This is a genomic window from Allobosea sp. Leaf344 (genome assembly GCF_001426225.1).
Taxonomy (GTDB): domain Bacteria; phylum Pseudomonadota; class Alphaproteobacteria; order Rhizobiales; family Beijerinckiaceae; genus Allobosea.
Genome location: NZ_LMRT01000016.1, coordinates 40,811 through 64,169 on the forward strand (window position 1 = coordinate 40,811; position 23,359 = coordinate 64,169).

The following is a 23,359-nucleotide window of genomic DNA, read 5'->3' on the forward strand; positions in this document are numbered from 1 at the left end:
CAGGATTAAATTGACGCAGGTCAATTATCAAAATCCTGTTTCCTCTGCGAAGCTTAAAGTTCTGGATGGAACGATCTGAGTCTCCGTCGCGGACGGCGGCGGTTGCGACGGCTTCGACGTCCTGGCCTCCCCTCGGGGAGCGGAGCGCGCCGCCTCGCGCAAGCTTCGGCCAGGTGCGCTGCCTGCACGAGCAGGCCTGCCGGCGACTTGCACGGCGTTGTGCAGGGGGATGGCCGATCCGGCACGCGCCGGGCGGCTGCGCCAGGTCGAAGGGCAAATGCCGACGGACCGGGTGAAGGCACGGGTCAGCACGGAAATATCGGCATAGCCCAGCGCGAAGGCGATCTCGGTGATCGGCAGCTCGGTGTCGGAGAGCAGCCGCTTGCACATGCCGATGCGCAGCTCATTGGCCAGTTCCCGGCAGCTCGTCCTGGCCTTCGCCAGATCGCGCTGCAGGCTGCGGCCACCCACGCCGAAATGGCGCGCGATCTGGCGGGCCGAGCGCAGGGTCCCGGTGCTCAGCCCGCTTCCGAGATAGCTGCGGATCCGCGTGACCGGATCGGGAAGCTCTCGAGCGGCGGGGACCTCGGCCATGCTCGCCAGCATCCCGGGCGGGACGAGCTCCCGCCGCAGATCATCGGCCCTGACATGGATCGTCGCGACGACGGCGTTGAACCCCACCCTGCACTGGAAGAGCTGGCGATAAGGCTGCTGATCGCGCGGCGGTCGCCGGGGCAGCTCGACCATCTCGGGAGACCAGCGCAGGCCGCACAGCGCGCGAAGCACGCCGATGAGATACGCAACCACCATATCGGAGATCGCGGCTGCGCTTTCGAGATCGGGATCCAGCACGATGAAGCGGAGGGTCGTGGGATCGCCGGGCTGGATGTCGAGCGTTCCGCCGCAGCCATCCATCCAGACGCAGCCATGGAGATTGCCGAGGGCGTCCCCCAGCGTGGGAGTGCGCCACCAGGCTTGGCCGGGATCATGCAGCGAGGTTTGCGCCATCCTCTGTCCCAGCTTCAGGCCGAGATGAGGGCATTCGGCGACATCGGCGGCCGCCTGCAGGAGGGCGGAAGGGTGGAGCGTCAAATGCCGGGCGGGGGATTCCGTATATGTCCGGTCAACACTGCCTCCGCTCTGCAGCGACGAAGCAATGTCGAGACCCCTTTCAGCGAATTCATTCGCGAGTATCTCTTTGATACAGTGCTTATCGAGAGGCGCGAGACGGTTATAAAGATTTAAACTAATTTTCATTGGAAATCCCCTCCAGATTGAATTTATTAATTTAAAACGGAAGGCAAACATTGATCTAGCACAAGTCGATAACTCGCTTAAACGGCAATGAAATCGTCACTTAAATCGATCGTATAGGCTTCCTGAGGTGGGCCGAATTCAGGCGCTAAATCAGCATCATATGCCGAGATGTTGAGTCTTCGATGATAAGCATGCTGCGTCGATTCATTCCGGTTACGTGCCTCGACCGGTGAGGGGAGTCATTGCGGCGGAGGATCAAAAAATCACCTAGAATTCAGAATTCGCGGCCGCCCAATTTGAAAGGCAGTCAGACCATTCATATGGTCTTCGACGAAGGAATTGGCCTACCACATTCAATCTTGACCTGCGTCAATGTTTGTGGCCGATTGCTCGCTACGATAGCGTCACGGGTTCGATGATCTTTTTAGATAGTTCCGTGCCGAATGAATACGGGCGGAGCGAAAGCGATAGGCGGGACTGTCGATCGACTCCGTCGTTACCGCTCAGCCATCGGCTAAGCCTATGGCCCGAATACTGAATTCCGTGAAATTCAAAAGATCAGAATACTTCCGACCGGTCTCTGACAACAATATTTCTGGAGGATCGAGATGTCGAAGAAAATGGGCTGGATCCTGGCTTTGTCCTTGTCGCTTGCCGTCGCGGGTTGTGCCTCCGCGCCTACGGTCACGACGCAAACCGTCGTCGTCGCCGGGGTGGGGCCGGTCGAAATCGAGCGACTCGATGTCGAGATCGTCGATGTGAAACCGGCTGAGCGTCTTGTCGTCGTCCGCCAGGGTCGACGCATGTGGGATGTCGCGGTCCCGGAGGTATTCGGCACGCTCCAGAACATCAGCCCTGGCGACCGCGTCTCCATTCGCAGGGTCGAGGGGGCTCTCCTCGAAGTGAAGCGGGCACGAAAAGGCGCGAGGCCCGGTATCGTCTATACGGAGGCCGTGAGCGGGCCGTTCCAGAATCTGCCGGATAAATTCGTGGTGCGGACGCTGGAGGTGACGGCGCAATTCCAGGCTTTCGATCCGGCATCCAGCGTCGTCGCTTATGAAGGTCCGCTGGGTCCCCGTTCGCTCGCCGTCGTCGACCCCGTCATCAAGCAGGATCTCAGGCGGCTGCGCCGCGGTGACATGATCCGGCTGACCCTGGCGGAAGCCTTCCATTTCGAGAAATACTGACGGGGCCTTCTGCGTCCATGCCGTTCGCGATGGCGCGCGGCATGGATCGGAGGCCTGTTCGACTGGGCTGACGGCCGAGCGCCCCATCCGGCCATAGCGCCCATCGTCTGCGAACCGGAGCAAAGGCTTCCGTGCGATGGTTTCGCTCGGCACCACCAGGCACCGGTTCGCGCCATGGTGTTCCGGCCAGGCGAACGGATCGGGTCGGGTCGGGTGATGCCTCCCGGCAGACTTCATCTCTCGTCCCGCTCCGCCGAAGTCTTCAGCCGCTTCCGCTGCAGCCTATCCGGTCCCGTCTGTCGCCGATCGGGGAGAGCGATTTCCTCTGAGTCAGTCGTCCCATAGGATTTAACTAGTCGGCTCAAACATTATGTTGCTCGGTGGCAACAGCGAATTCTTAAATCGCGCAAATTGTCTAGCTATCTCGCATTCGGATTGATCGATCGCGCATCTGGCGTATGATCACTTTACGTTTGGTCGCTGATTTGGCGTTCGCCTGCGAATCCGGCCAGCGCCGCATCGGACAGCCAGGGGCCGACATCTGCGCGGCGACGGTCTGCCGGGATCGCCGCCGAGAGGCCGAGCCAAGGCCCGAGGGTCTCGAAACTCAGTGTGGGGGTTACCAATGAAGCTCGCAAAATGCCTCCTCCTCGGTTCCGCCGCCGGCTTCGCCGCGGTCGCCGGGGCACAGGCCGCCGATCTTCCCTCGCGGAAGGCCGCTCCCGTCGAATATGTCCGGGTCTGCTCGACCTATGGCGCGGGCTTCTTCTACATTCCGGGCACCGAGACCTGCCTGCGCATAGGCGGCCGTATCCGCGCCGAATATCTGGTCCAGGAGACGTTCGACGGCGTCGGCCTCGACACCGCCGACGGCTATGGTTTCCGCGCTCGTGGCCGTCTGAACATCGACGCCCGCACCGCCACCGCCTACGGCACGCTGCGCACCTTCATCCGCTTCGAGATGACCGTCTCGAACGGCTCCTATGGCCAGGGCACCAATTCGACGGGGCCGCAATTCGTCGCCGTTCGCGGTGGCGCCGGCGGCACCGCGTCGAATCTCGACAAGGGCTTCATCCAGTTCGGTCCCATCACCGCCGGTCGCGCCCAGTCCTTCTTCGACTTCTACGCGACGGTCCATAATTACGGCCCGATCCGCTCGTCGGACACGGCGGTCAATCTCCTGGCCTATACCGCCACCTTCGGCTCCGGCTTCTCGGCGACGATCTCGCTGGAAGACCGTTCGGAGCGCCAGGTCGTCGGCAACTTCGTCTCGGGCGGCCAGACCTATCCCGACATCGTCGGTTCGTTGAACCTGACGCAGGGCTGGGGCTCGGCTCAGCTGTCGGGTGCCGTGTTCGAGCGTAATGGCCAAACGGGCCAAGGTTTTCCTGGCGGCGCCTCGGACAAGACCGGTTTCGCCATCCAGGGCGGCGTCAAGATCAACCTGCCCATGCTCGCCGCCGGCGACGAGCTCTGGCTGCAGGCCGCCTATACCGAGGGTGGCATCTCCTATCTCGGCTATGGCGGCGGCAGCGGCTCGAGCTGGGGGCCGAACTCCAATGTCGGCCGTCTGGCCTTCGCCAATTCGGACGCCAATGTCGACGTCAACGGCCGCACGTCGCTGACCAAGGCCTATTCGTTGACCGCCGCCCTGCTGCACTACTGGACCCCCACGATCCGCCAGGCCGTGTATGGCTCGTATTCGGAGCTCGATTATAGCCGCGGCGTCTTCATCGGCGGCGTCGCCAATCAGGACCCGAAGGAGTTCCGCATCGGGTCGAACCTCGTCTGGTCGCCGGTCTCCGGGCTCGATATCGGCGTCGAGGTTCTCTACGCCTGGGCCGAGGTCAAGACCCGCATCCAGGCTGCCGGCCGTCCGGCCGGCGTCCTGATCAAGTCGGACGACGCTCTGTCGGCCCGCCTGCGGATCCAGCGCGACTTCTGATCGGCCACAGCCGATCACGTCGGAAAGCCCCGGGGAAACCCGGGCTTTTCCTGTTTCGCGACGGTGTCGATGGCGCCGGCGCGCTGCGTCGTCCCGCGCCGTCAGGCCGCTTCCTCCCGCAGCCATTCGTCGAAGAGGACATAGCCGACCGCGAGCGTGACCGGGCCGGTGAACAGCCCGATCATCCCGTCGACCACCAGCCCGCCGATGACCCCCACCAGGATCAGCGGCATCGGCACGTCGAGCCCCCTGGCCAGCATGAAGGGCTTGAGCAGATTGTCGCTCGCCGCGGCCAGCACGGTCCAGAGACCGAAGGCCACGGCGATGCCGGTCGGCTCGTTGAAGGCGACATAGACCACGGCCGGCAGCGCCAGCAGCACCACCGGCAGCTGCAGGATCCCGAAGACGAAGGCCAGAAGGGACAGGACGCCGGCAAAGGAAATCCCGACCATGAAGAAGCCGATCCCGAGCAGCACCGTCTGGATGAAGGCGACGCCGACAATGCCCTGGACGACGGCGCGGATGGTCGAGGCCGTCAGCTGGATGAGGCTGCGCGCCCGCGGCCTGTCGCCGGTGATCCGGGCGGCGAGGGCGCCAGCGAAACGATAGGTCTGTTCGCCATAGGCGAGCAGCACCGAGGCGAAAGCCAGCGAGATCAGCGTGGTGGCGAGCCCGCCCGCCAGGCCGCCGGCGAAGCCGCCGAGCCAATCCGCCCCCTGCCGGATCTGCGGGCGGTATTGCTGCAGCATGGCGGGCAGATCGGCCGCCGCGGCATCCCAGCGGACCCGCAGCGTGTGTCCGACCAGCGGGATCCGCTCGAGCCAGAGCGGCCGGGCCGGCATGACGAGCCCGTGCTCGTTGACATAGGCGACGACCCGCAGGGCGGTTCGCAGCAGCGAGTCGGTGACGAAGAGGATCGGCACCAGCACCAGCAGGACGCCGACGAGCCCGATGACCACGGCGGATACGGCATTGCCGAGCCTCGCCCGCCTTTTCAGCCAGAGATGCATCGGGCTCAGCATCACGGCGAGCAGCGTGGTCCAGAGCACAAGCCCGAGGAAGGGCCTCGCGATCCGGTAGCAGGCATAGGCCAGGATCGCGATCAGCGCGAGGCGCAGCGCGATATCGACGATTTTCTGGGTCGAGGGCGGTCCCGGGCTGGTGGATGCCGGCATGGGCGAGCTCCGATGGCGATGCGGGTTCCAGGCACCTCCGGCCGAGGCTGCGCGGCGGATGTCGCGCGTCGGCCTAGGTCGAGAAGGACATCATCGCGACGAGCACCGGGCCCCAGGCGGTGAGCAGGATGTTTCCCAGCGCGTAGGGCACGGTGTAGCCGAGCGCGGGATAGCTGCTCTGCGCCTCGTCCTGCACGGCGCGCAGGGCCGCGGTGATCGTGCCCGCGCCGGCGCAGGCGCCCAGCACGATCAGCGGGTTCATCTTCAGCACGTAGCGCCCGAAGAGGATGCCCAGCGTATGCGGCAGCACGGCCGAGATCAGGCCGACCGCGACGAGGCTGACGCCGCTGCTCTGCAGCCCGCTGACGAAACTCGGGCCGGCGCTGAGCCCGACGATGCCGATGAACATGCTGAGGCCCAGCGTGTCGAAGATCCAGATCGCCGGTTCCGGGATCCGGCCGAAGAACGGGTAGATGCTGCGCAGCCAGCCGAAGACCAGCCCCATGATCAGCGCGCCGCCGCTCGCCGTGAGGGTCAGCGGTACGCCCCAGACGACCACCGAGAGCAGCCCGACGAGCCCGCCGAGAACGATGCCGGTGCCGACGAAGATCATGTCGGTGGCGGCCGTCGGACGGTCGGGATAGCCGATCTCCTGCGCGGCGCGCTCGACATCGGCGACCGTTCCGATCAGCCGCATGACGTCGCCGCGATCGATGACCGTGTCGGGTGCGACCGGCACCTCCAGCCCCGAGCGGAGCAGCTTGGCGAGAAAGACCCCGCGCGCGATACTGCTGCCGCTGAGCTCCTCCATCCGCTTGCCCGCGATCGAGCGGTTGGTGACGATCACGTCGAGCGCCTCCACCGGCATGTCGAGCAGCGCGATGTCGCTGACCTCGGGGCCGATCACGTCGCCGCGCAGCGCATGGGCCTGGTGGCGGGCGATGACGGCGACGATGTCCCCCTCCCGGATCACCAGATCGGGCCTGGGCTCGAGCAGCGCGTCGTTCTGGCGGACGCGCACCACGAAGGCCCTCGTCTCGCGCGGCAAGGCTTCCAACTCGCCGATGCTGCGGTTGAAGAAGGCGGGGTTGGTGACGCGATAGGCGCGGACATCGAAGGGGCGCGCCGCCGAAAGCTGACCCTGCCCGAGACCCTCGCCTTCCGCGAAGCGGGAGCGGATCTTGGCGGCCTCGTCGCGAAGATTGGTGCGCATCAGCTTCGGGCCGATGGTCGGGATGTACCAGACCAGCACGGCCGTACCGACGAGATAGGTCACCGCATAGGCAACCGGGATGTTGTTGATCAGCGCCGTCTTGTCCGCGGCCGGAAGCTCGAGCCGGTTGATCGCATCGGCGGCGGTGCCGATCACGGTCGATTCCGAGAAGGCGCCGGCGAGCAGCCCCGCGGCCGTGCCGATGTCGTATCCCAGCAGCTTCGACATGGCGAAGGCGGTGAGCAGGCAGGATGTGCAGATCAGCACCGTCAGCGCGAGCTGCGGCAGGGCGTCCTTCTTGAGGCCGCGGAAGAATTGGGGTCCGACCTTGTAGCCGGTCGTGAACAGGAAGAGGTCGAAGAAGATCGTCTTGACCAGAGCCGGGACCTTGATGTCGAGCTGCCCGATCAGCACGCCCGCGAGCAGCGAGCCGACGACGATGCCCAGGCTGAAGCTGCCGAATTTCACGCGTCCGATCAGGAAGCCGACCGCGATCGTCAGGAAGATCGCCAGCTCCGGATTCTGCCGCAGCGCAGAAACGAAGTAGTCCATGTGCAGCTCCCCCGGCCTTGAAGAAAAAGGGGGCGGCGAAGCGATTGCCGCTGCGCCGCCCTGATCGTCGTTGGAGGAGCTCAGCTGCCCAGGATCATCGCGAAATAGCCGAACACCGTCAGCAGCACGCCCGACACCGCATAGGCGACGGGGAAGCCGATCCAGGGGACGTTGCTCTGGATCTCGACGGCGGCCTCCCGGCAGGGTCCGGAATGGCTGCGGGCGCCGGCGACGCCGCCCATCAGCACGGCCGGGTTCATCTTGAAGACATGGTAGCCGATCGCCCAGACGATGACGGGCGGCACCGAGCAGGCGATGAAGCCGACCAGGAAGATCTTCACCGCCAGCAGGCCGGTCAGCTGCGTCAGCAGCGAATTGCCGGCGTTGATGCCGACGATCGCGACGAAGACGACGAGCCCGAGATCCTCCAGCACGTTGCGCGCGGCATTCGGCGTATTGCCGAAGAAGCGCAGCCGCGACGACAGCGAGGAGATGATCACGCCCGAGACCAGGAGGCCGCCGGCATTGCCGAGGCCGATCGAGGCGCCGAAGGCCGGGAACTGGATGGCGCCGATCAGGAAGCCCAGCACCATGCCGATCGACAGCGTCAGCAGATCGGTCGCCGTGCTCGGCCGCACCACCCGGCCGAACAGCGCGCCGACGCGGCTGACGGCGTCCTTGAGCCCGACCAGCGTCAGCACGTCCATGCGCTGCAGGACTGTGTCGGTGCCGATCGGCAAGGTGACGCCACCGCGTTCCAGCTTCACCAGCTGGATCTGGTTGACGTCCGGCAAAGCGCGCAGCTCGCGATGGGTCAGCTTGAGCATGTCGCGGTTGGTGACCAGGATCTCGGCCTGGTCGAGCGGGATGTCGAGCGCCTGCCGGTCGGAGACTTCAGGCCCGATCAGGCCCATCTTCTCCGTCATGGTCTCGCGGCGGCCGCCCAGTGCGACGACATCGCCGAGCTGCAGAACGAGATCATCCGAGACGCCGAGCTTGTCGCCCTTACGCACCACGTTGACCACCCGGTATTCCGGGTTGGCGCGCAGCAGGGCGCCGATCGGCTTGCCGTCCCATTCGCTGTTCTCGAGCCGATAGGCCCGGACGCCACCCGGAGACCAGGCCGAGAGCGCGGGCGCATCGCCGCTGGCGACGCCGTGCTTGACCTCATAGTCGCGCGCGGCGGCCCGGGCGTCGACGCCCCACCAGGTCGGCAGATATTTGGTGATCAGGATGATGCCGACGGTGCCCCAGATATAGGTGATGCCGTAGGAGAGGGCGATCATCGAGGAGACCTGCTCCGGCGTCGTCCCCGGAGGCAGCGCGACCACCCCGGCATTCACGGCTTCTTCGGCCGAGCCGATCGCCGCCGACATGGTCTGCGAGCCGGCGAGGATGCCGCCTGCCGCGCCGGGCGGCAGATCGAGCAATTGCGCGCCCACCACCACCAGAGCGAGACCGATGACGCAGCTGACCACCGCCAGCCCGGTGAAGCGCAAACCGTCGCCGCCGAGGCTGTTGACGAAGGAGGGGCCGACGCGCAGGCCGACGCCATACATGAAGAGGTAGTAGAACATCGATTTGGTGAAGTTGTTCAGCTCGAGCTTGACCCCGTAGACCGAGGCCCAGACCGACAGGCCGCAGCCCACGATGATCGCCGCCGCGACCATGCCCAGGCCGTAGCCGGCGATGCTCTGGCGCCCGATCCAGATCGCCAGTCCGACGGTCAGGAACAGCAGGATGAAGGGGTTCGCACCCAGATAGTTGAAAAAGCCGGCCATCATCATCGTTCCCCTGCCACGCTCAGTTCGTCTTGCGATCGAGGACTTCGGGGCGCAGGAGCTTGAGCCCCTTGGCGGCCTCGTAGCCGTGGATCTCCTTCACATCGAGCTTGCGCATGAAGTCGATGGTCTCGCGGGTGAGCACCTGGCCCGGCACCATGATCGGGAAGCCCGGCGGGTAGGGGATCACGAAATTGGCCGAGACCAGATCCGGCCCCTGTTCCAGGCGCTTGTCGATCGCCGCGCCGGCGAGCGGCACATATTCGCATTCGTCCTCGACATAGGCGCCGTAGAAGGCGCTGCGCATGTCGCCTTCGGGCGTCTTCTTGCCGGCATCCTTGCGGAAGGCGCGGTGGAAATGGCTGAAGTTCGGCAGGTCCGGAACATCGTCCATCAGCGATTTGACGCGCGCCTTGAAGGCCTGCTGCACGGCCTCTCCGCCGCCGGCGAGCTCGTCCTCGATCCCGCGCGAGATCTCGACCAGCACCCGGATGAGATGCGCGATGTCGCTGCGCGTATTGTTGATGTTCGACTGCAGCAGCACCGAGTTGCGCGATGTCTTGTTGAGCTGGATCTGGTACTTGTTCGCCAGCAGCCCCTTGAACTGGGTCCCGTCGAAGCCGGCGGTGCCGCAGACCAGGGTCATGCGGGTCGGATCGAGATAGAACTCGTCCTCGCGCATCGCCTTGACGATGTCGCCCCAGCTCACGCCGGGCTGGAGGAAATCGACGAAGCCGGATTTGCGGTATTCGGCCGGGATCAGATCGTCGGCACCGAGCACCCTGAAATATTTCGAGATCAGCGGATGCTGGTTGATGGCGATGCGGATCTTCAGCGCGATCGAGATCGCGTTCATCACCAGCCCGTAGCCCTCGAGCTCCATCTGGCGGCGCGCGACGTCGAGGCTGGCGATCAGCTGCTGGTTGGGGCTGGTCGAGGCATGGGTGAAGACCGCCTCGTGGAACTGGCTCTCGACATGGGCGAAGTCGACGTCGTTGACCAGTACCATCGAGCCCTGCCGGATCGCCGACATGGATTTATGGGTCGAGTTGGTCTGGTAGACGCGCAGGCGGATCTTGCGCGGATCGGGGATCAGCCGGGTCTGCAGCAGCGTGGCATCGGACGGCTTCTTGCCGAGCTCGGCCTGCTGCTTCTCATAGGCTTCCAGCGATTCCGGCTGGCGCATCCAGTCCTTGATCGCGGCGGCGGCGCCCATGGCGGTGCGCGGCCGCAGGAATGGCGACCAATGCGCGAAGCCGGACCAGGCCTCGTCCCAGAGGAAGATCAGGTCGGGCTTGAGCGCCAGGCACTCCTCCATCACCCGGCGGGTGTTGTACATGTGCCCGTCGAAGGTGCAGTTGGTGAGGTCCAGCAGGCGCAGCCGGTCGAGCCGGCCCTCGGCCCGCAGCTCCAGCATCACCTTCTTGATCGCGCTGAGCGGCACGGCGCCGTACATCGAATAGCGCGTCAGCGGGAAGGCCTCGACATAGATCGGCTGACCACCGCTCAGCACCATCCCGTAATGATGGGATTTGTGACAGTTGCGGTCGATGATCGCGACGTCGCCCGGCTTCATCAGGGCCTGCACCACCATCTTGTTGCTGGTCGAGGTGCCGTTGGTGACGAAGAACACCTTGTCGGCGCCGAAGGCGCGCGCTGCATATTCCTGGGCCTTCTTGATGTTGCCGGTCGGCTCCAGCAGGCTGTCGAGCCCCCCCGTGGTCGCGCTGCTCTCGGCGAGAAACAGGTTGATCCCGTAGAATTCGCCCATGTCCCTGATCCATTCGGATCTGAACACGGATTTGCCGCGGGCGATCGGCAGCGCATGGAAGGTGCCGATCGGGCGTTGCGCATAGCGCTTGAGATTGTCGAAGAACGGCGTCTCGAACCGGGCGGCGATGCCTTCCAGGATCGAGAGGTGCAGTTCGAGCGGCTCCTCGATCGCGTAGAAGATGCGGCGGACGCAATCCGCCTTGGGGTCGCCGGCGAGCTTCTCGACCGCACGGTCGGACAGGATGTAGACGTCGAGCTCGGGGCGCACGCTCTTGAGAATGCGCGCGAGATCGACGCCCGAGGCTTCCGAGCCGGTATAGTTCAGGATCGGGTCCAGCACCGAGCGCAGAACCGGCGCATCATGGCGCGAGCGGTAGGGCATGTCGTCGGCCGTCACCACCGCCGCGATGCGCGGATTGACGAGGGCGGCGCAGACCGCGTCCTCGAGCGAAGCGACGAACACCGTGTCGTAGATGAACTGGTCCTCGCCACGGCGCAGCCGCCGGATCTCCTCGCTCATCGCCGGCCAGCGCGAGGGTGGCTGGAGCGTCACGAACAGGGTCTCGAAGGAGGGGCGGCGATGGTCGCCTTGCCCCATCCCGCTCGGCAGGATGTCCGGCAACTCGTCGCCCGCCCCGGCCATGCCCTGCGCCAGCGTGTCGGCATTGTCGCGGTTGGCGAGGATCGCATCCGAGATCTGCCGGACCATCGCCGCCGTGCCCGCCGCATCGTCGGCGTCGAGACGCTGGTCGAGCATCCGCATCACCCGCGAGCCGGGGAAAGCATGAAACTCCTCGATCAGGGCGACATCGGCCAAGGCGGCCTTGACGTCGGCGCGACTGGCGTTGCCGGCGTGCCATCCTTGCGCTGCGGCATGCACGAGGCGCCAGCTATCGGCGCGCGCGGAATGCATCAGGAAAAAGGCGTCGATACGGGTTCCGGCTGCATTGATCATGAATTTCACCCTCAACGTGTTGTCGTTACAACTTCACAGAAGCGAAAATCACATCCTTGATGTGAGTCAATCATTCGGTAATACTATGGTCTATGTCTTTATTTTAGAAATATGCTGATCGGTTATTGTAGTTTATGTCCGTCGCGAGCCGTCGACCGGCCTCGTCTCCCCATGTGTCCGGGAGAGGCGCATCCAGCGTGCTCCTGGCGCAGAGTCAGCCGCGGGTTCTCCTGCCTCCGTGAAGGTCAGTTCTGCCTGTCTCGCCCGCAGCACGAGATGCGGGCTTGGGCGGACGCTATCACCGGCTAACGAGTTCTGACTTGACCGAATGCGACTCCCCGCATCGCACGCAATTCGCCGATCGAGGCCCGCCGGACATCGCTGGCTTTGGGTGCTGAGCCGTCGCAAAGCTGGTCCGGCCGCGCCGGCGACATCGCCACCGGAGAGGCTCCGTTGCGTCGGCTCGCGTCGATGACGCATGCTGCCGGCTTCGGCCCCTTCGCCAGAGAGAGCGCCATGCGGCTATTGTCGAATATCCACCGCCTGTTCGCCGGCCTGCGCCATGCCGGCCGGCAGCCCGAGGTCCAGGGCGCGGCCTCGCTCGCCCTCGCGCTGATCGCCGTCGCGACGGTGTTCTACTGGCTGGTCGAGGGCTGGTCGCTGCTCGATGCCGCCTATTTCTCCGTGGTGACGATCGCTACCGTCGGCTACGGCGATTTCGCGCCGGTGACGGCTCTGGGCAAGATCTTCACGATGGGCTTCATCTTTTCGGGGATCGGCATCTTCGTCGCGGCCGTCTCGGCGGTGGCGCAGGCGGTCCTGCGGGCGCAAGAGCCGCCGCCGCCATAGGTCTCCGTGACGAAGAGCTCGGCTTGATCCATCGCATTGTGACGCGATCCTCCGGCATGCAGCAGTTCAGGCCGCGCGACATGTGCGGCGAGGCAGGGGGCTGGAATGGGCGCCATCGGGCAGGGCTTGCGACGGTCCCCGATTTTGGGGCTGCTGATCTTCGTTCCGCTCACCATCCTGGGTGAGAGGATCTGGCCGGAGAAACATACGCTTCTCTTCCTGTTCTCGGTCCTGGCGGTGGTCCCGCTGGCCGCTCTCCTCAGCCATGCGACGGAATCGGTGGCCGCGCGGACGGGCGATGCTATCGGCGGGCTGCTGAACGCGACGCTCGGCAATCTGACGGAGCTGGTGATCGCGCTCACCGCGCTGCAGGCCGGGCAATATCTCCTGGTCAAGGCCTCGATCGCCGGTGCGATCGTCACCAACACGCTGTTCATGCTCGGCGGTTCCTTCCTGATCGGCGGGCTGCGGCATCACGAACAGCGCTTCAACCAGGCCTCGGCGCGGATGCAGGCCAGCCTGCTCTTCCTCGCCACGGTCGCGCTGCTGATGCCGGCGCTGGTCGCCGGAGCCGAAGGGCGCAGCGCGATGCTGCAGCCGCTCAGCCTCGGCCTGGCCCTGCTGCTGATCTCCGCCTACGGGCTGTCGATGCTGTTCTCGCTGAAGACGCATAAGGCGGTCTTCGCCGCCGCCGGGCCTGAGGAGGCGCATGCACCGGGGGAGCATTGGCCGCTCAGGCCCGCGCTGATCGTGCTCGCGGTGGTGACGGTCCTGGTGGCGCTGGTCAGCGAGGTCTTCGTCGCCTCGGTGCAGCAGGCCTCGGACGTGCTCGGCCTGTCTCCGGCCTTCGTCGGCTTCGTCCTGGTGGCGCTGGTCGGCTCCGCCGCCGAGGTCGCGACCGCGTTTTCGGCGGCCGCCAAGGACCGGCTCGATCTCAGCGTCGGCATCGCGCTCGGCAGCGCCGCCCAGATCGCCCTGTTCGTCGCGCCGCTTTTGGTGCTGCTCAGCTATGTCATCGGCCCCGCGCCGATGAGCCTGGAGTTCTGGCCCGGCGCGATCGCGATGATGCTGCTGGCGACGCTGGCGGCCACCATGCTGACCAGCGGCGGCCGCTCGGCCTGGTTCGTCGGGGTGATGATCCTGATGGTCTATGCCATCTTCGCGATGACCCTGTTCATGCTGCCGCCGAAGCCGTGAGCCCGGCGCACGGGATCGCCTCTCAGGGATCGCCCGGGGCGCGGCGCTCCAGGGAAATCAGATGGGGGATTGCGCTGATGCACCAGGCCACGGTGACGCCCAGCGCCGTCTCGAGAAGCCGGTCGAAGGCATAGGCCCAGGGCTCGCCGCGATGATCGATCAGGATCAGGCCGCAGATATAGCCTGCGACCTTCGCGCCCTCGCTCAGCCGCAGCAGCTGGCAGGCGAGCATCGCGGCCAGCACGCCGATGCCGAGCGAGGCCAGGCCCGGGCCGAGCGTCTGGCTCAGCGCCGCCCCGGTGAACGCGCCGGCGAAGGTGGCGCCGAGGCGGGTCAGCCCCAGCCGCCGCGACAGGAGCGGCGACATGTCCGTGACGATGACGGCCGCGATGAAGGCGTAGAGCGGATGGGTGAGGCGCAGCAGATCCGCCAGCGCATAGGCCAGCACCGCCGATACCGCCACGCGTATACCGAGCTGTAGCCCCGCCAATGTCGCTCGATCCTGCACGGTGCCTCGCGGCTGAACGCTGGGGTCGGATCGGCAGGATGCGAGGGGCGTCCGTCCCCGGCACGGGGCTCACTGTCCCGGACGGTGCGGAGGGGTGTCAAGCCGGCTATGCGGTTGCCGCCGCGGAGCCTGCGGGGTGGCGGCGTGGCCGCCGATCCGGGAGTCGCATTCTGTCAAGCCGGTGGCCGAGAGCCGGTGCTAGCCTTTCGTCCCCGTTCCAATCCCGCTCGGCGGATCCGGACGTGCAGGCCGAGGTGAAACCGGCCGTGAGCAGAGGAGAGGCGACCCGTGACCATCCGTTCAGCCCTGGCCGCCTTGAGCCTGCTGGCGGCGGCTTCGCTGCCGTCGGCAGCATCCGCCCAGACGCTCAGTTTCGCCGAGGCCTATGACCGCATCGCCAAATCCTGCGGTTCCGACATCGAGCGCTATTGCGCCAATGCCGCGCTCGGCGGCGGTGCCGTCAAGGCCTGCCTCGACCGCAACGCCGCCAAGCTGTCGGCGGGATGCAAATCGGCCGCCGCCGAGACCTTCCAGTCGCTTCGCAAACGGGCCGATGCACAGGCCGCCGCCGTCAAGATCTGCGAACGCGACATCGGCCGGTTCTGCAGCGGCGTGCAGCGCCATGACGGCCACATCCTGCAATGCCTGCTCACCTCCTCGAAGGTCGTCAGCAACCCCTGCAAGCAGGTCATCGTCGATGCCGGCTGGAACTGACAGGACAATGCCCATCATGAAACCGGTTGCCCTCGTCTTCTCCGCGGCGCTCGCTTTGACCGCCGCATCCGCCACCGTCCACGCCCAGGCGAGGCTGAACGACGCGCAGCTGATCGAGACGCTGAACGTCCTCGACCAGTCGAAATCGATCGACGTGGCGGCGCTGCGCCGCCAGGCGGTCGACAGCGTCGCGGCCAATCGCGGCCCCGACGCCTCGCTGCGCGAGCCGCTCTCGCAGGAGCTCGACAATCTGACGCAGTTCACGGTCGAGATCCTGTTCCGGACGGGATCGGCGGTGATCCGCCCCGCCTCCTTCCGCACGGTCGGCGTGATCGCCGATTCCCTGCTTCACCCGACCTTGCGCGAGTATAAATTCCTGATCGTCGGCCATACCGACGCGGTCGGGGACCGGAAATCCAACCTCACCCTGAGCCAGAAGCGGGCCGACGCCGTGCGGGCGGCCCTCGTCTCCACCTTCGGCATCGCCCCCTCCCGGATCGTCTCGGTCGGGCTGGGCGAGGAGCAGCTGCAGGATCGCAAGCATCCGGATGCCGCCGTCAATCGCCGCGTTCAGATCGTCAATATCGGCCGCTTCCGATGACCGCCTGAAAGCCGGGCCGTGCCTGGCTGACGGCGCGGCCCGCCCCATCTCCCGCCACCGGTGGAGAGGCCCCATGTATCTTCGCTTCGCGCTGGCCTGTGTCGTTTCGGGTGGGCTGAGTTCTCCGCTGCGGGCGCAAACCGCACCACCGCCACGCCCGCAGCCGCCGGCGGTCGCGCAGATCGCGGAGGACGAGCAGCTCCTGCCGGCCGCGCAACTCGACGCGCTGACCGCGCCGATCGCACTCTATCCCGACACGCTGCTGGCGCAGGTGCTGATGGCGTCGACCTATCCGCTCGAGGTCATCCAGGCCGATCGCTGGCTCGCCGCCAATGGTTCGCTCAAGGGTGACGCCCTGCAGGCGGCGGCCGAGGCGCAGCCCTGGGACGCCAGCGTCAAGGCGCTCGTGGCCACGCCCGCGGTGCTCGAGATGATGAGCAAGAACCTCGACTGGATGCGCCTGCTCGGCGACGCGGTCCTCGCGCAGCAGCCGGATCTGATGGACAGCGTCCAGAGGATGAGGACCCGGGCCTATTCGGCGAAAACCCTGTCATCGGGCCCGCAGCAGACGGTTTCGCTGCGGGAAGAGAGTGGCAAGCAGGCGATCGTGATCGAGCCGGCCCAGCCGGAGACGATCCATGTGCCCTATTACGATCCGGCGGTCGTCTACGGCTCCTGGCCCAGCCCCGATTACCCGCCCTACAGCTTCCCGACGGCAGGCTATGTCGCAGCCGGCGCCCTCGCCACCGGGCTCGTCTTCAGCGCGGGCTACGCGCTCGGGCGCTGGAACAACAGCTCCTATTGGGGCGGGAACGTCAGCTGGAACAACAGGACCATAAACATCGACCGCGACCGCGCGACGCAATGGCAGCACAACCCTCAGCATCGCCACGGCGTCCAATATCGCAACAATGCCGTGCGGCAGACCTATGGCGACGCCAATCTGCGCGCGGGCCGCGACGGCAGGATGGATTTCCGCGGGCGCAGCGGCGAGCAGGTGCTGCAGCCGCGCGGCGAGATCGGCAGCGGGGCCGCTGCCGGAGCCCGTGCGGAGCAGCGGCCGGCCGAGCGCCCGGACCGGGCCGACCGGCCGGACCGGGCCGACCGGCCCGACCGTGCGCCTGGCGAGCGGGCCGGCGCGGCCGGCCGGCCCGAGCAGCGACCCGCGAACCGTCCCGGCGCGGCCGACAGGCCGGATCGTCCCGGTGGCGACCGGGCGAGGCCGGGCGCGGATGCAGGCCGCGGCTCCGGCGCGCGAACGGCGAGCGCCGGCGGTGGTCGTCCCGCCCCGAACCGCGACAGCGCCTTCGGCAATGTGCAATCCGGGCGTGCCGCCAGTCTGCAGTCGCAGCGCGGCCATGCCAGCATGGGCGGCGGCATCGGCGGCGGCGGTCGCTCGAGGCCGCAGGGCGGCGCGGCACCTCGCGGCGGCGGGGGCGGCCGGGTCGGGGCCGGAGGTGGCGGCGGGCGCGGCGGCGGTGGCGGCGGGCGCCGCTCCGATATCCGCCTGAAGCACGACATCCTCCTGCTCGGCCATCTCGAGGACGGGCTCGGCTTCTATCGCTTCTCCTATGCCGGTTCGCCCGGCTCCTATGTCGGCGTGATGGCCCAGGAGGTAAGGCAGGTCGCGCCGTCCGCGGTCAGCCGCGGCGCGGACGGCTATCTCCGGGTCGATTACCGCCGGATTGGCCTCGAATTCCAGAGTTTCGCGGCATGGCAGGCGCGCGGCGCGCAGGTGCCCGCGCGCCAATGGCACTGACGGGGGAGGAGCGGCGATGATGCCAGCCTGGCGGAGCCTGCGGGGCTTTTCGACCCTGATCTGCGGCAGCATGGCCGCCCTGATCGCCATGGCGGCGCCGAGCCATGCGCAGACGCTGTTCACCTCGCCATCCGAGGCCAGCGCCGCTCTGGTTGAAGCCGCGCGCCGGGACGATATGACGCGGCTGCGGCGGATCATGGGCGTGGCGGGCCGCCAGATCCTGTCCTCGGGCGATCCCGTCGCCGACAGGGCCGATCGCCTCCGCTTCGTCGCGGCCTATGACAGCCGGCACGCGCTCAGCCAGAAGGGCGACAAGGCGACGCTGCTGGTGGGGGAGGCGGAGTATCCTTTCCCGATCCCGCTCGCCCGCACCGGCGGGGGCTGGCGCTTCGATGCGGCCGCCGGCCGCGAGGAGGTGCTGGCGCGGCGGATCGGCCGCAACGAGCTCGCGGCGATCCAGGCCAGCCTCGCCATCGTGGACGCCCAGCAGGATTATGCCGCCAAGGACCGCACCGGGCAGGGTCGCGGCGTCTATGCGCAAAGGATCGTCAGCCGCGCCGGCAGCAAGGACGGCCTTTACTGGCCGGCAGTGAGCGGCGAGGAGCCGAGCCCGCTCGGCGCGCTCGCGGCACAGGCCGCCGCCGAGGGCTACCAAGCGGGCGGCACCGGCCAGCCCTTCCATGGCTATCTCTACAAGATCCTGAGCCGGCAGGGGCAGGCGGCGCCGGGCGGCTCCCTGGATTATGTCGCAGGCGGACAGATGATCGGCGGCTTCGCGCTCCTGGCCTACCCCGCGGAATATGGCCGCTCGGGCATCATGAGCTTCATCGTCAACCATCTCGGCACGGTCTACCAGAAGGATCTCGGCGCCGAGACGGCCCGCGCCGCAGCCCGGATGCGCCAGTTCAACCCGGAGAAGGGCTGGGAGAAGGTGGAGAACCCGAACCCCGGCTAGGGTCTGCCGGCGGGTTCGGCATGGCCGAGCCGCCAGGCCGGCGCGCGCGAGCCGGGTGTAGCCGGTGACCGGGCCGGATTACGGCGCCTTCAGCGTCTCGGCGGTGCAGCGCTGATATTCCGTGGCCAGACCGCCTTCGCCCGCCGAGAAACGCGCCAGCCTGTCGGGGCCGCGCATCGCCACGAAGGCATGGGCCCGATCGACCGCGATCGACGTGGCACAGCTCATCTGCAGGGCCTGCCGATCGCCGCGGCGCTCGACCCGGATCAGCTCGCAGCTCGCCATTGGCGTGGTGATCCGCTTGCCCCTGATGATGAAGGCCGATGTGAACGCATTGGCCGGCCGCTTGAAGGCCAGGACCCCCCGCGTGGCGACGAAGACATCCGCGCAGCTCGATCCGTCTTCCAGCCAGGCGCCCTCGAACTCCTTGGCCTGCCCCAATGCCGCCTGCACAGGCGCGGCGATCAGGAGCAGGCTGAGCAGACAGGTCCGATACTTCAGCGCAGTCATCCCCGATCCCCCATTTGATCGCGATAGTCTTCACGAACCAACGTCACGCCATCTGACGTCACGAAAGCGACGCCGCAGACTGAAGCGCCTTACGTCAGGCCGAGACAGGTTAGCTTCGTCCTGCGCGTTTACAACCGGTTCTTCGGGATGAGGCGGCCGCCGACCATCCGGCGGCGATCCAGCCGAGCCGGAAGCTGATCCGCGCACCTGAAGGCCTGGCGACGGCGCCGGAACGAGACGCGTGCAGGGACGTTGCTGCGCCATGGCCCTATCGCACCCCCGCAACGGACAGCTCATCGCGTTTCTCGCCCGCCTCGGTTACGCGGCGCGGGGGCTGGTCTATATTCTCGTCGGATGGTTCGCCGGTCTCGCGGCGCTGGGACGCGCCGCCCGCGCGCCCGATAGCGAGACGGCGCTCTCGACGATATTGACCAAGCCATTCGGCGCGGTGCTGCTCGGCGTCGTGGCGGCGGGGCTCGTCTTCTTCGCGATCTGGCGCGTCGCCCAATCCGTCTTCGACGCCGATCATCTCGGCACGGACGTCAAGGGACTGGCACGGCGTTTCGGCTTCGGGGTCGGCGCGGTGATCAACGCCGGCCTCGCCTCCTCGGCCGTGCAGATGGTCATGCGGACCTCGTCCGCCGGGGGTGGAGACAGCACGGCCCGCGACTGGACGGCCTATATCCTCTCCTTCCCCTTCGGCCAGATCCTGGTCGGCATCGTCGGCCTCGCGGTGATCGGCGCCGGGATCGCGAATGCATGGAAGGGCTATAAGGGTCGCGTCACCCGGCATGTCACGGCCGAGGGCCGGGCCGAACCCTGGCTGGTCACTCTCGGGCGGGCCGGCTACCTCGCCCGCGGGCTGGTCTTCATGATCATCGGCGGCTTCTTCGTCAGCGCCGCCTATCAGGCCAGCGCCAGCGAGGTCCAGGGGCTTTCGGGCGCGCTCCGGACCCTACAGGAGCAGCCCTATGGCTGGGCGCTGCTGCTGGTGACGGCGCTCGGGCTGTTCGCCTTCGGAACCTTCCAGATCGCCCTCGCGCGCTACCGCCGGATCGACCCGCCGCAGGTCGCGGCCGCGATCTGAGCTCTGGGAAGCAGCCTGTCGCGGGCGGGGAGGGCGCAGATGATCGCGAGGCTGCACGCGGATGCTGCAACCGCCGAGAGGCAGTTCGACGCCGATCTTCGAAAAAAAGCTGTCGCCCCGAAGGGGAAAATGGCGCGCCCGAAAGGAGGGGAATTTGAATCCTTCAGAATGAGCTTCAGGGCGTCGAAATGCTGACATATGCGGGTTTATAGACTCTGTCTAGCCATGTGTCTAAGGTGCTCTGACTGAAAAGGGCGTCTACCGACATGCAGCGTGATCTCATCTACCAGAGGAACGGCATCTGGACCGTCAAACTTCAATACACGGACGACTGGCTGATCGAGCAGTATGGACGGAAGCGGGAGATCAGCCTGCGGACGCGCAACAAGGCCGAAGCGCAGATGCTGGCGATCCCCTACGTGGTCGAGCATCGTCGCCGCCTTCTTGCCGCCGAGCAGCGCCGCAAGCGGAAAGCGACCCTTGTCAACTCCGGGTTCCTTTACCCGATCGGCCGCACCGTGCTCCCCGATGGACGCACTGTCATGGCTGACGAGCACATTGCGTGGATCAAGGACCTGGACGGCTCGATGCGCGAAGTCCGCAACGGGGTTAGTCTGGTTTCTAGCTACGAGCCGGACGCCGATGCAGGTCCCCCGCTTCCCGGCATCGGGTCCCCCGACATGGCGCACTTCGTCGCCGCCGCGCCCAAGCCTGCGAAGAAGATCGATCCTGATCAGGTGATCTTCGACGATTGGGTCAAGGAGCGGAAGCCTGAAAAATACATCTTCAACGAAGCCATTAAGGCGTTCGCGCTCTTCAAGACCGTCAATGACAACATGTTCTTCCAAGACGCCTACCGTCCCGACGCGATGAAGCTCGTGGCGGCGCTGCAAGGGCAGGGGGTGAAGAACGCGACGATCAACAAGCACCTGAGCCACATGAAGTCGATGTGCGGCATCGCCGTCTTAAACGGGAAACTGAAGCACAACCCTTTCGCGCGCGTCGCGCTTGATCCGAAGGAAGACGCTCTCGTGCGCGATCCCTTCTCGGAAGAGCAGATGTCTCTGGTGCGCGCCAATTTGCACCACTTTGATCCTGAAGTGGCCAAGCTGTGGACGCTGCTCGCGACGACGGGAATGCGCCTTTCCGAGCCTTGGGACATCCAGCGGGAGCACCTTGAACGCGGCATCAGGAAGGTCAGGGTCGGCACGAAAACCGAAAGCAGCGATCGGTGGATACCGCTCCCGCAAGACTTTCTGGAGCGCTATCCCGAGAAGATCGACGGACCCCTGTTCACGAAGTCCAGCAGGACCATGGGCAAGGACCTGCTCAAGGCGTTCCGCGCGCTCGGCCTCAAAGACAAGAAGCTGGTGAACCACTCACTTCGTCACCGCGCCAAGGATCGGCTCAGGGCCGAGGAATGTCCCGAGGACATTCAGGAATGGATTTGCGGGCATGAGGAGATCACGGCTGCCGATGGATACGGAAAAGGGCCGCCGATGACCGTCCTCAAACCTTGGATTGATTTGATCGGATACTGACAAGATTTCGTTCAGCCAAATTCGTTGAACGAAACACCACGACAACCGTGCCAACCGTATCAAGAGTGTCAACAGTGTCAGAAACAAGCATCTTGACTAATCAATATTTCCGGTCACCCTAAAACGACAACCCCCCCCGCCCGCGAAGCCGAGGGGTTGTTGGTTGGATTGCTCGTGGTCTGACAGCCCGATCCAATCACAATTTGCGCTGATGTCAACCTGCACTTTGCGGGGTGGCGAAGCTTTGCCGGAGATCGGGATGAACCTCACCGTCGAGACCATCGAAGCGCTGCGCCAAGGGCCTGCCCAGCGACGCCATCCTGGACGCCCTCCAGGCGGCAATTAAGGCCCGTATCGAGAACCAGCGGGCCAAGGACCGGGAACGCCAGCGACGCAGCAGGCGGCTCGCAGGCCCCGCCGTACCGCTGTTTCGGAGGCCGGTCACAGTGACGCCCGTGACCCTTCCCCTGACAAAAAAGAAGGTCCCCCTGCACCCCCTAAGAAAAAAACAAACCCTATCCATGCGAAGCCTCCTTCGTCGGCTTCTGCGACGGCTGAGGCGGCGGAAGGCTCAAGGTTGCCTGACGAGTGGTCGCCGACCCAGGATCACATCCATCAGGTCGAGATGGCCTGCGACCGTCTCCTCGATCCTGAAATCCGAAAGGAGTTCCAATTCGACCCTGACGCACACAACACGCTGCCAATGAGCATTTCCATCTTCGCGTCGTCGTTCGTCGAAGAGCAGGCTCGTCGGATGCTCGATTGGGCGATCACCTGGAGGCGCACCCACCGGAATTGGGATGGGCGCTTCTCCGAGTGGTTGCGGATCGAGATCGCCAAGCAATCGCGGGGGAAGCGGTCGCTCAGTACGGTCATGGACGACGTTTTCGGACCCACTACCCAAACGCTCGACAATTCGGTCTGGCGTCAGATGAACGCGATCAGGAGGACGGAGCGGCGTGCGACCGCCTGACGCAGGCAGATTTCAATTTTGACTTCCCGGCACCATGAAACGGGGGGTCCATGACCAAGCAAACGCCGATGCAGCGTCCAATGACGCAGCGCATCTCGAAGGACACCAGGACTGAAGGCAGGCGCACGAAGGCCAAACTGAGCCTTACGCTGAAATAATATCGACAGCAGGGTTGTGTATAAATATTATTAGAAGATCAAGACATAGACATCCAGGGCAGCGACGTAAGTCGTTCTGAAGGGCTGACCCGGCCCAGGCTGCGAAAAGCGGAGTTCTACCGTTGACTAGGGCAAGGCGTAGGATGCGCCACCGAGACCTGAAGGGGCGCTCGGTTAGTAGGTGACTGCGGTCATCTACAGATAGTCACTCCTTCACGACGGCTCTGTGTCAAAATTCACAACCGTCACTCTTCCATGCGTCAACTTGAACCGGCGTCTGGACGGAGGCCACCGCACGGTGACCTGCTGGGTGCTTGCACCGGAGAAGCGCAGCAAAATCATGGGATGCAGGCAGCACCATGATCATCTGGGACGATGTAGGTTGCGGGTTCAGTGTTGACACTCATGTGAGACCAACAACTCTCTCCCCCGCTCTCTTCTCAATAGTGTCTGAACTCCGATGTGTTTTCAGACCGGGAAGGGAGCGGGGGAATAGAAGTATGTCTCGATCTATGTGAGCCCGTGCGGGCGGCAAAGCCGCTGGTCCCGAAAGATTCCTCACTACTTCCTTTCGAGTTCTGCACGAAGATGTTCTTCAAGCGAGCGAAGTGAGTGAAGAAGAACATCAAGTGCGGTGTGAACGAACGCAGTGAGTTTGCACCTCAATTG

18 protein-coding genes are annotated in these 23,359 nt (G+C 65.6%); 11 read left to right on the plus strand and 7 right to left on the minus strand.

Annotated elements, in window-relative coordinates:
- Window positions 1-27: 27 nt before the first annotated feature.
- On the minus strand, window positions 28-1,257 hold the full coding sequence (locus ASG72_RS18410) for an AraC family transcriptional regulator (protein ID WP_162246266.1): 1,230 nt from the start codon (window positions 1,255-1,257) through the stop codon (window positions 28-30).
- Window positions 1,258-1,865: 608 nt separating this feature from the next.
- Here ASG72_RS18410 and ASG72_RS18420 point away from each other — a divergent pair.
- Together ASG72_RS18420 and ASG72_RS18425 are read left to right on the plus strand one after the other, a co-directional pair.
- Window positions 1,866-2,444, plus strand: coding sequence for a hypothetical protein (locus ASG72_RS18420; protein ID WP_056715684.1), 579 nt, complete (start codon window positions 1,866-1,868; stop codon window positions 2,442-2,444).
- A gap of 625 nt (window positions 2,445-3,069) precedes the next feature.
- On the plus strand, window positions 3,070-4,389 hold the full coding sequence (locus tag ASG72_RS18425; protein ID WP_056715687.1) for a porin: 1,320 nt from the start codon (window positions 3,070-3,072) through the stop codon (window positions 4,387-4,389).
- Between the two features lie 101 nt (window positions 4,390-4,490).
- Here ASG72_RS18425 and ASG72_RS18430 read toward each other — a convergent pair whose 3' ends face one another.
- The 4 genes from ASG72_RS18430 to ASG72_RS18445 form a co-directional block, all read right to left on the minus strand.
- Window positions 4,491-5,564: an AI-2E family transporter gene (locus tag ASG72_RS18430; RefSeq protein WP_056715692.1), complete on the minus strand. Its 1,074-nt coding sequence runs from the start codon at window positions 5,562-5,564 to the stop codon at window positions 4,491-4,493.
- Between the two features lie 73 nt (window positions 5,565-5,637).
- Complete coding sequence (gene aspT / locus ASG72_RS18435; protein WP_056715694.1) at window positions 5,638-7,329, minus strand: aspartate-alanine antiporter; 1,692 nt, start codon at window positions 7,327-7,329, stop codon at window positions 5,638-5,640.
- 80 nt (window positions 7,330-7,409) lie between these two features.
- Window positions 7,410-9,110, minus strand: a complete 1,701-nt coding sequence (locus ASG72_RS18440; protein WP_056716529.1) for a transporter — start codon at window positions 9,108-9,110, stop codon at window positions 7,410-7,412.
- 22 nt (window positions 9,111-9,132) lie between these two features.
- Entirely contained in the window at window positions 9,133-11,838 is a 2,706-nt protein-coding gene (locus ASG72_RS18445; protein ID WP_056716532.1) for a decarboxylase, read from the minus strand.
- A 471-nt stretch (window positions 11,839-12,309) separates the two neighbouring features.
- Here ASG72_RS18445 and ASG72_RS18450 point away from each other — a divergent pair, with 471 nt between their 5' ends.
- Both ASG72_RS18450 and cax read left to right on the plus strand, forming a co-directional pair.
- On the plus strand, window positions 12,310-12,687 hold the full coding sequence (locus tag ASG72_RS18450; RefSeq protein ID WP_056715697.1) for a potassium channel family protein: 378 nt from the start codon (window positions 12,310-12,312) through the stop codon (window positions 12,685-12,687).
- Window positions 12,688-12,792: 105 nt separating this feature from the next.
- Window positions 12,793-13,884: a calcium/proton exchanger gene (gene cax / locus ASG72_RS18455; protein WP_056715701.1), complete on the plus strand. Its 1,092-nt coding sequence runs from the start codon at window positions 12,793-12,795 to the stop codon at window positions 13,882-13,884.
- Window positions 13,885-13,906: 22 nt separating this feature from the next.
- Here cax and ASG72_RS18460 read toward each other — a convergent pair whose 3' ends face one another.
- Window positions 13,907-14,374 carry an aromatic acid exporter family protein gene (locus tag ASG72_RS18460; protein ID WP_162246267.1) on the minus strand — a complete coding sequence of 156 codons (468 nt, stop codon included), beginning with the start codon at window positions 14,372-14,374 and terminating at the stop codon, window positions 13,907-13,909.
- A gap of 306 nt (window positions 14,375-14,680) precedes the next feature.
- Between ASG72_RS18460 and ASG72_RS18465 the strand changes: the two genes are divergently transcribed.
- From ASG72_RS18465 to ASG72_RS18480, 4 genes are all read left to right on the plus strand, one after another.
- Window positions 14,681-15,106: a cysteine rich repeat-containing protein gene (locus tag ASG72_RS18465; RefSeq protein ID WP_244488876.1), complete on the plus strand. Its 426-nt coding sequence runs from the start codon at window positions 14,681-14,683 to the stop codon at window positions 15,104-15,106.
- A gap of 16 nt (window positions 15,107-15,122) precedes the next feature.
- On the plus strand, window positions 15,123-15,707 hold the full coding sequence (locus tag ASG72_RS18470; RefSeq protein WP_082540523.1) for an OmpA family protein: 585 nt from the start codon (window positions 15,123-15,125) through the stop codon (window positions 15,705-15,707).
- Window positions 15,708-15,780: 73 nt separating this feature from the next.
- Window positions 15,781-17,466, plus strand: coding sequence for a DUF3300 domain-containing protein (locus ASG72_RS18475; protein ID WP_056715712.1), 1,686 nt, complete (start codon window positions 15,781-15,783; stop codon window positions 17,464-17,466).
- A 16-nt stretch (window positions 17,467-17,482) separates the two neighbouring features.
- Complete coding sequence (locus ASG72_RS18480) at window positions 17,483-18,421, plus strand: DUF2950 domain-containing protein (RefSeq protein WP_056715714.1); 939 nt, start codon at window positions 17,483-17,485, stop codon at window positions 18,419-18,421.
- 78 nt (window positions 18,422-18,499) lie between these two features.
- Here ASG72_RS18480 and ASG72_RS18485 read toward each other — a convergent pair whose 3' ends face one another.
- On the minus strand, window positions 18,500-18,931 hold the full coding sequence (locus ASG72_RS18485) for a hypothetical protein (protein ID WP_056715717.1): 432 nt from the start codon (window positions 18,929-18,931) through the stop codon (window positions 18,500-18,502).
- A gap of 262 nt (window positions 18,932-19,193) precedes the next feature.
- Between ASG72_RS18485 and ASG72_RS18490 the strand changes: the two genes are divergently transcribed.
- The 3 genes from ASG72_RS18490 to ASG72_RS18500 all read left to right on the plus strand — a co-directional run bounded on the left by ASG72_RS18490 (window position 19,194) and on the right by ASG72_RS18500 (window position 22,532).
- On the plus strand, window positions 19,194-20,018 hold the full coding sequence (locus tag ASG72_RS18490) for a DUF1206 domain-containing protein (protein WP_056715720.1): 825 nt from the start codon (window positions 19,194-19,196) through the stop codon (window positions 20,016-20,018).
- A 266-nt stretch (window positions 20,019-20,284) separates the two neighbouring features.
- Complete coding sequence (locus tag ASG72_RS18495) at window positions 20,285-21,559, plus strand: site-specific integrase (RefSeq protein WP_056715723.1); 1,275 nt, start codon at window positions 20,285-20,287, stop codon at window positions 21,557-21,559.
- Window positions 21,560-22,136: 577 nt separating this feature from the next.
- A complete protein-coding gene (locus ASG72_RS18500; RefSeq protein ID WP_056715727.1) occupies window positions 22,137-22,532 on the plus strand; it encodes a hypothetical protein in 396 nt (131 codons plus the stop codon).
- The last annotated feature ends 827 nt before the right edge of the window (window positions 22,533-23,359 follow it).

What these genes read in the sequence shown, in the direction of transcription:
- ASG72_RS18410 (WP_162246266.1), bottom strand. Translation starts at nt 1,257, where the DNA reads ATGAAAATTAGTTTAAATCTTTATAACCGTCTCGCGCCTCTCGATAAG.
- ASG72_RS18420 (WP_056715684.1), top strand. Translation starts at nt 1,866, where the DNA reads ATGTCGAAGAAAATGGGCTGGATCCTGGCTTTGTCCTTGTCGCTTGCC.
- ASG72_RS18425 (WP_056715687.1), top strand. Translation starts at nt 3,070, where the DNA reads ATGAAGCTCGCAAAATGCCTCCTCCTCGGTTCCGCCGCCGGCTTCGCC.
- ASG72_RS18430 (WP_056715692.1), bottom strand. Translation starts at nt 5,564, where the DNA reads ATGCCGGCATCCACCAGCCCGGGACCGCCCTCGACCCAGAAAATCGTC.
- aspT (WP_056715694.1), bottom strand. Translation starts at nt 7,329, where the DNA reads ATGGACTACTTCGTTTCTGCGCTGCGGCAGAATCCGGAGCTGGCGATC.
- ASG72_RS18440 (WP_056716529.1), bottom strand. Translation starts at nt 9,110, where the DNA reads ATGGCCGGCTTTTTCAACTATCTGGGTGCGAACCCCTTCATCCTGCTG.
- ASG72_RS18445 (WP_056716532.1), bottom strand. Translation starts at nt 11,838, where the DNA reads ATGATCAATGCAGCCGGAACCCGTATCGACGCCTTTTTCCTGATGCAT.
- ASG72_RS18450 (WP_056715697.1), top strand. Translation starts at nt 12,310, where the DNA reads ATGACGCATGCTGCCGGCTTCGGCCCCTTCGCCAGAGAGAGCGCCATG.
- cax (WP_056715701.1), top strand. Translation starts at nt 12,793, where the DNA reads ATGGGCGCCATCGGGCAGGGCTTGCGACGGTCCCCGATTTTGGGGCTG.
- ASG72_RS18470 (WP_082540523.1), top strand. Translation starts at nt 15,123, where the DNA reads ATGAAACCGGTTGCCCTCGTCTTCTCCGCGGCGCTCGCTTTGACCGCC.
- ASG72_RS18475 (WP_056715712.1), top strand. Translation starts at nt 15,781, where the DNA reads ATGTATCTTCGCTTCGCGCTGGCCTGTGTCGTTTCGGGTGGGCTGAGT.
- ASG72_RS18480 (WP_056715714.1), top strand. Translation starts at nt 17,483, where the DNA reads ATGATGCCAGCCTGGCGGAGCCTGCGGGGCTTTTCGACCCTGATCTGC.
- ASG72_RS18485 (WP_056715717.1), bottom strand. Translation starts at nt 18,931, where the DNA reads ATGACTGCGCTGAAGTATCGGACCTGTCTGCTCAGCCTGCTCCTGATC.
- ASG72_RS18490 (WP_056715720.1), top strand. Translation starts at nt 19,194, where the DNA reads ATGGCCCTATCGCACCCCCGCAACGGACAGCTCATCGCGTTTCTCGCC.
- ASG72_RS18495 (WP_056715723.1), top strand. Translation starts at nt 20,285, where the DNA reads ATGCAGCGTGATCTCATCTACCAGAGGAACGGCATCTGGACCGTCAAA.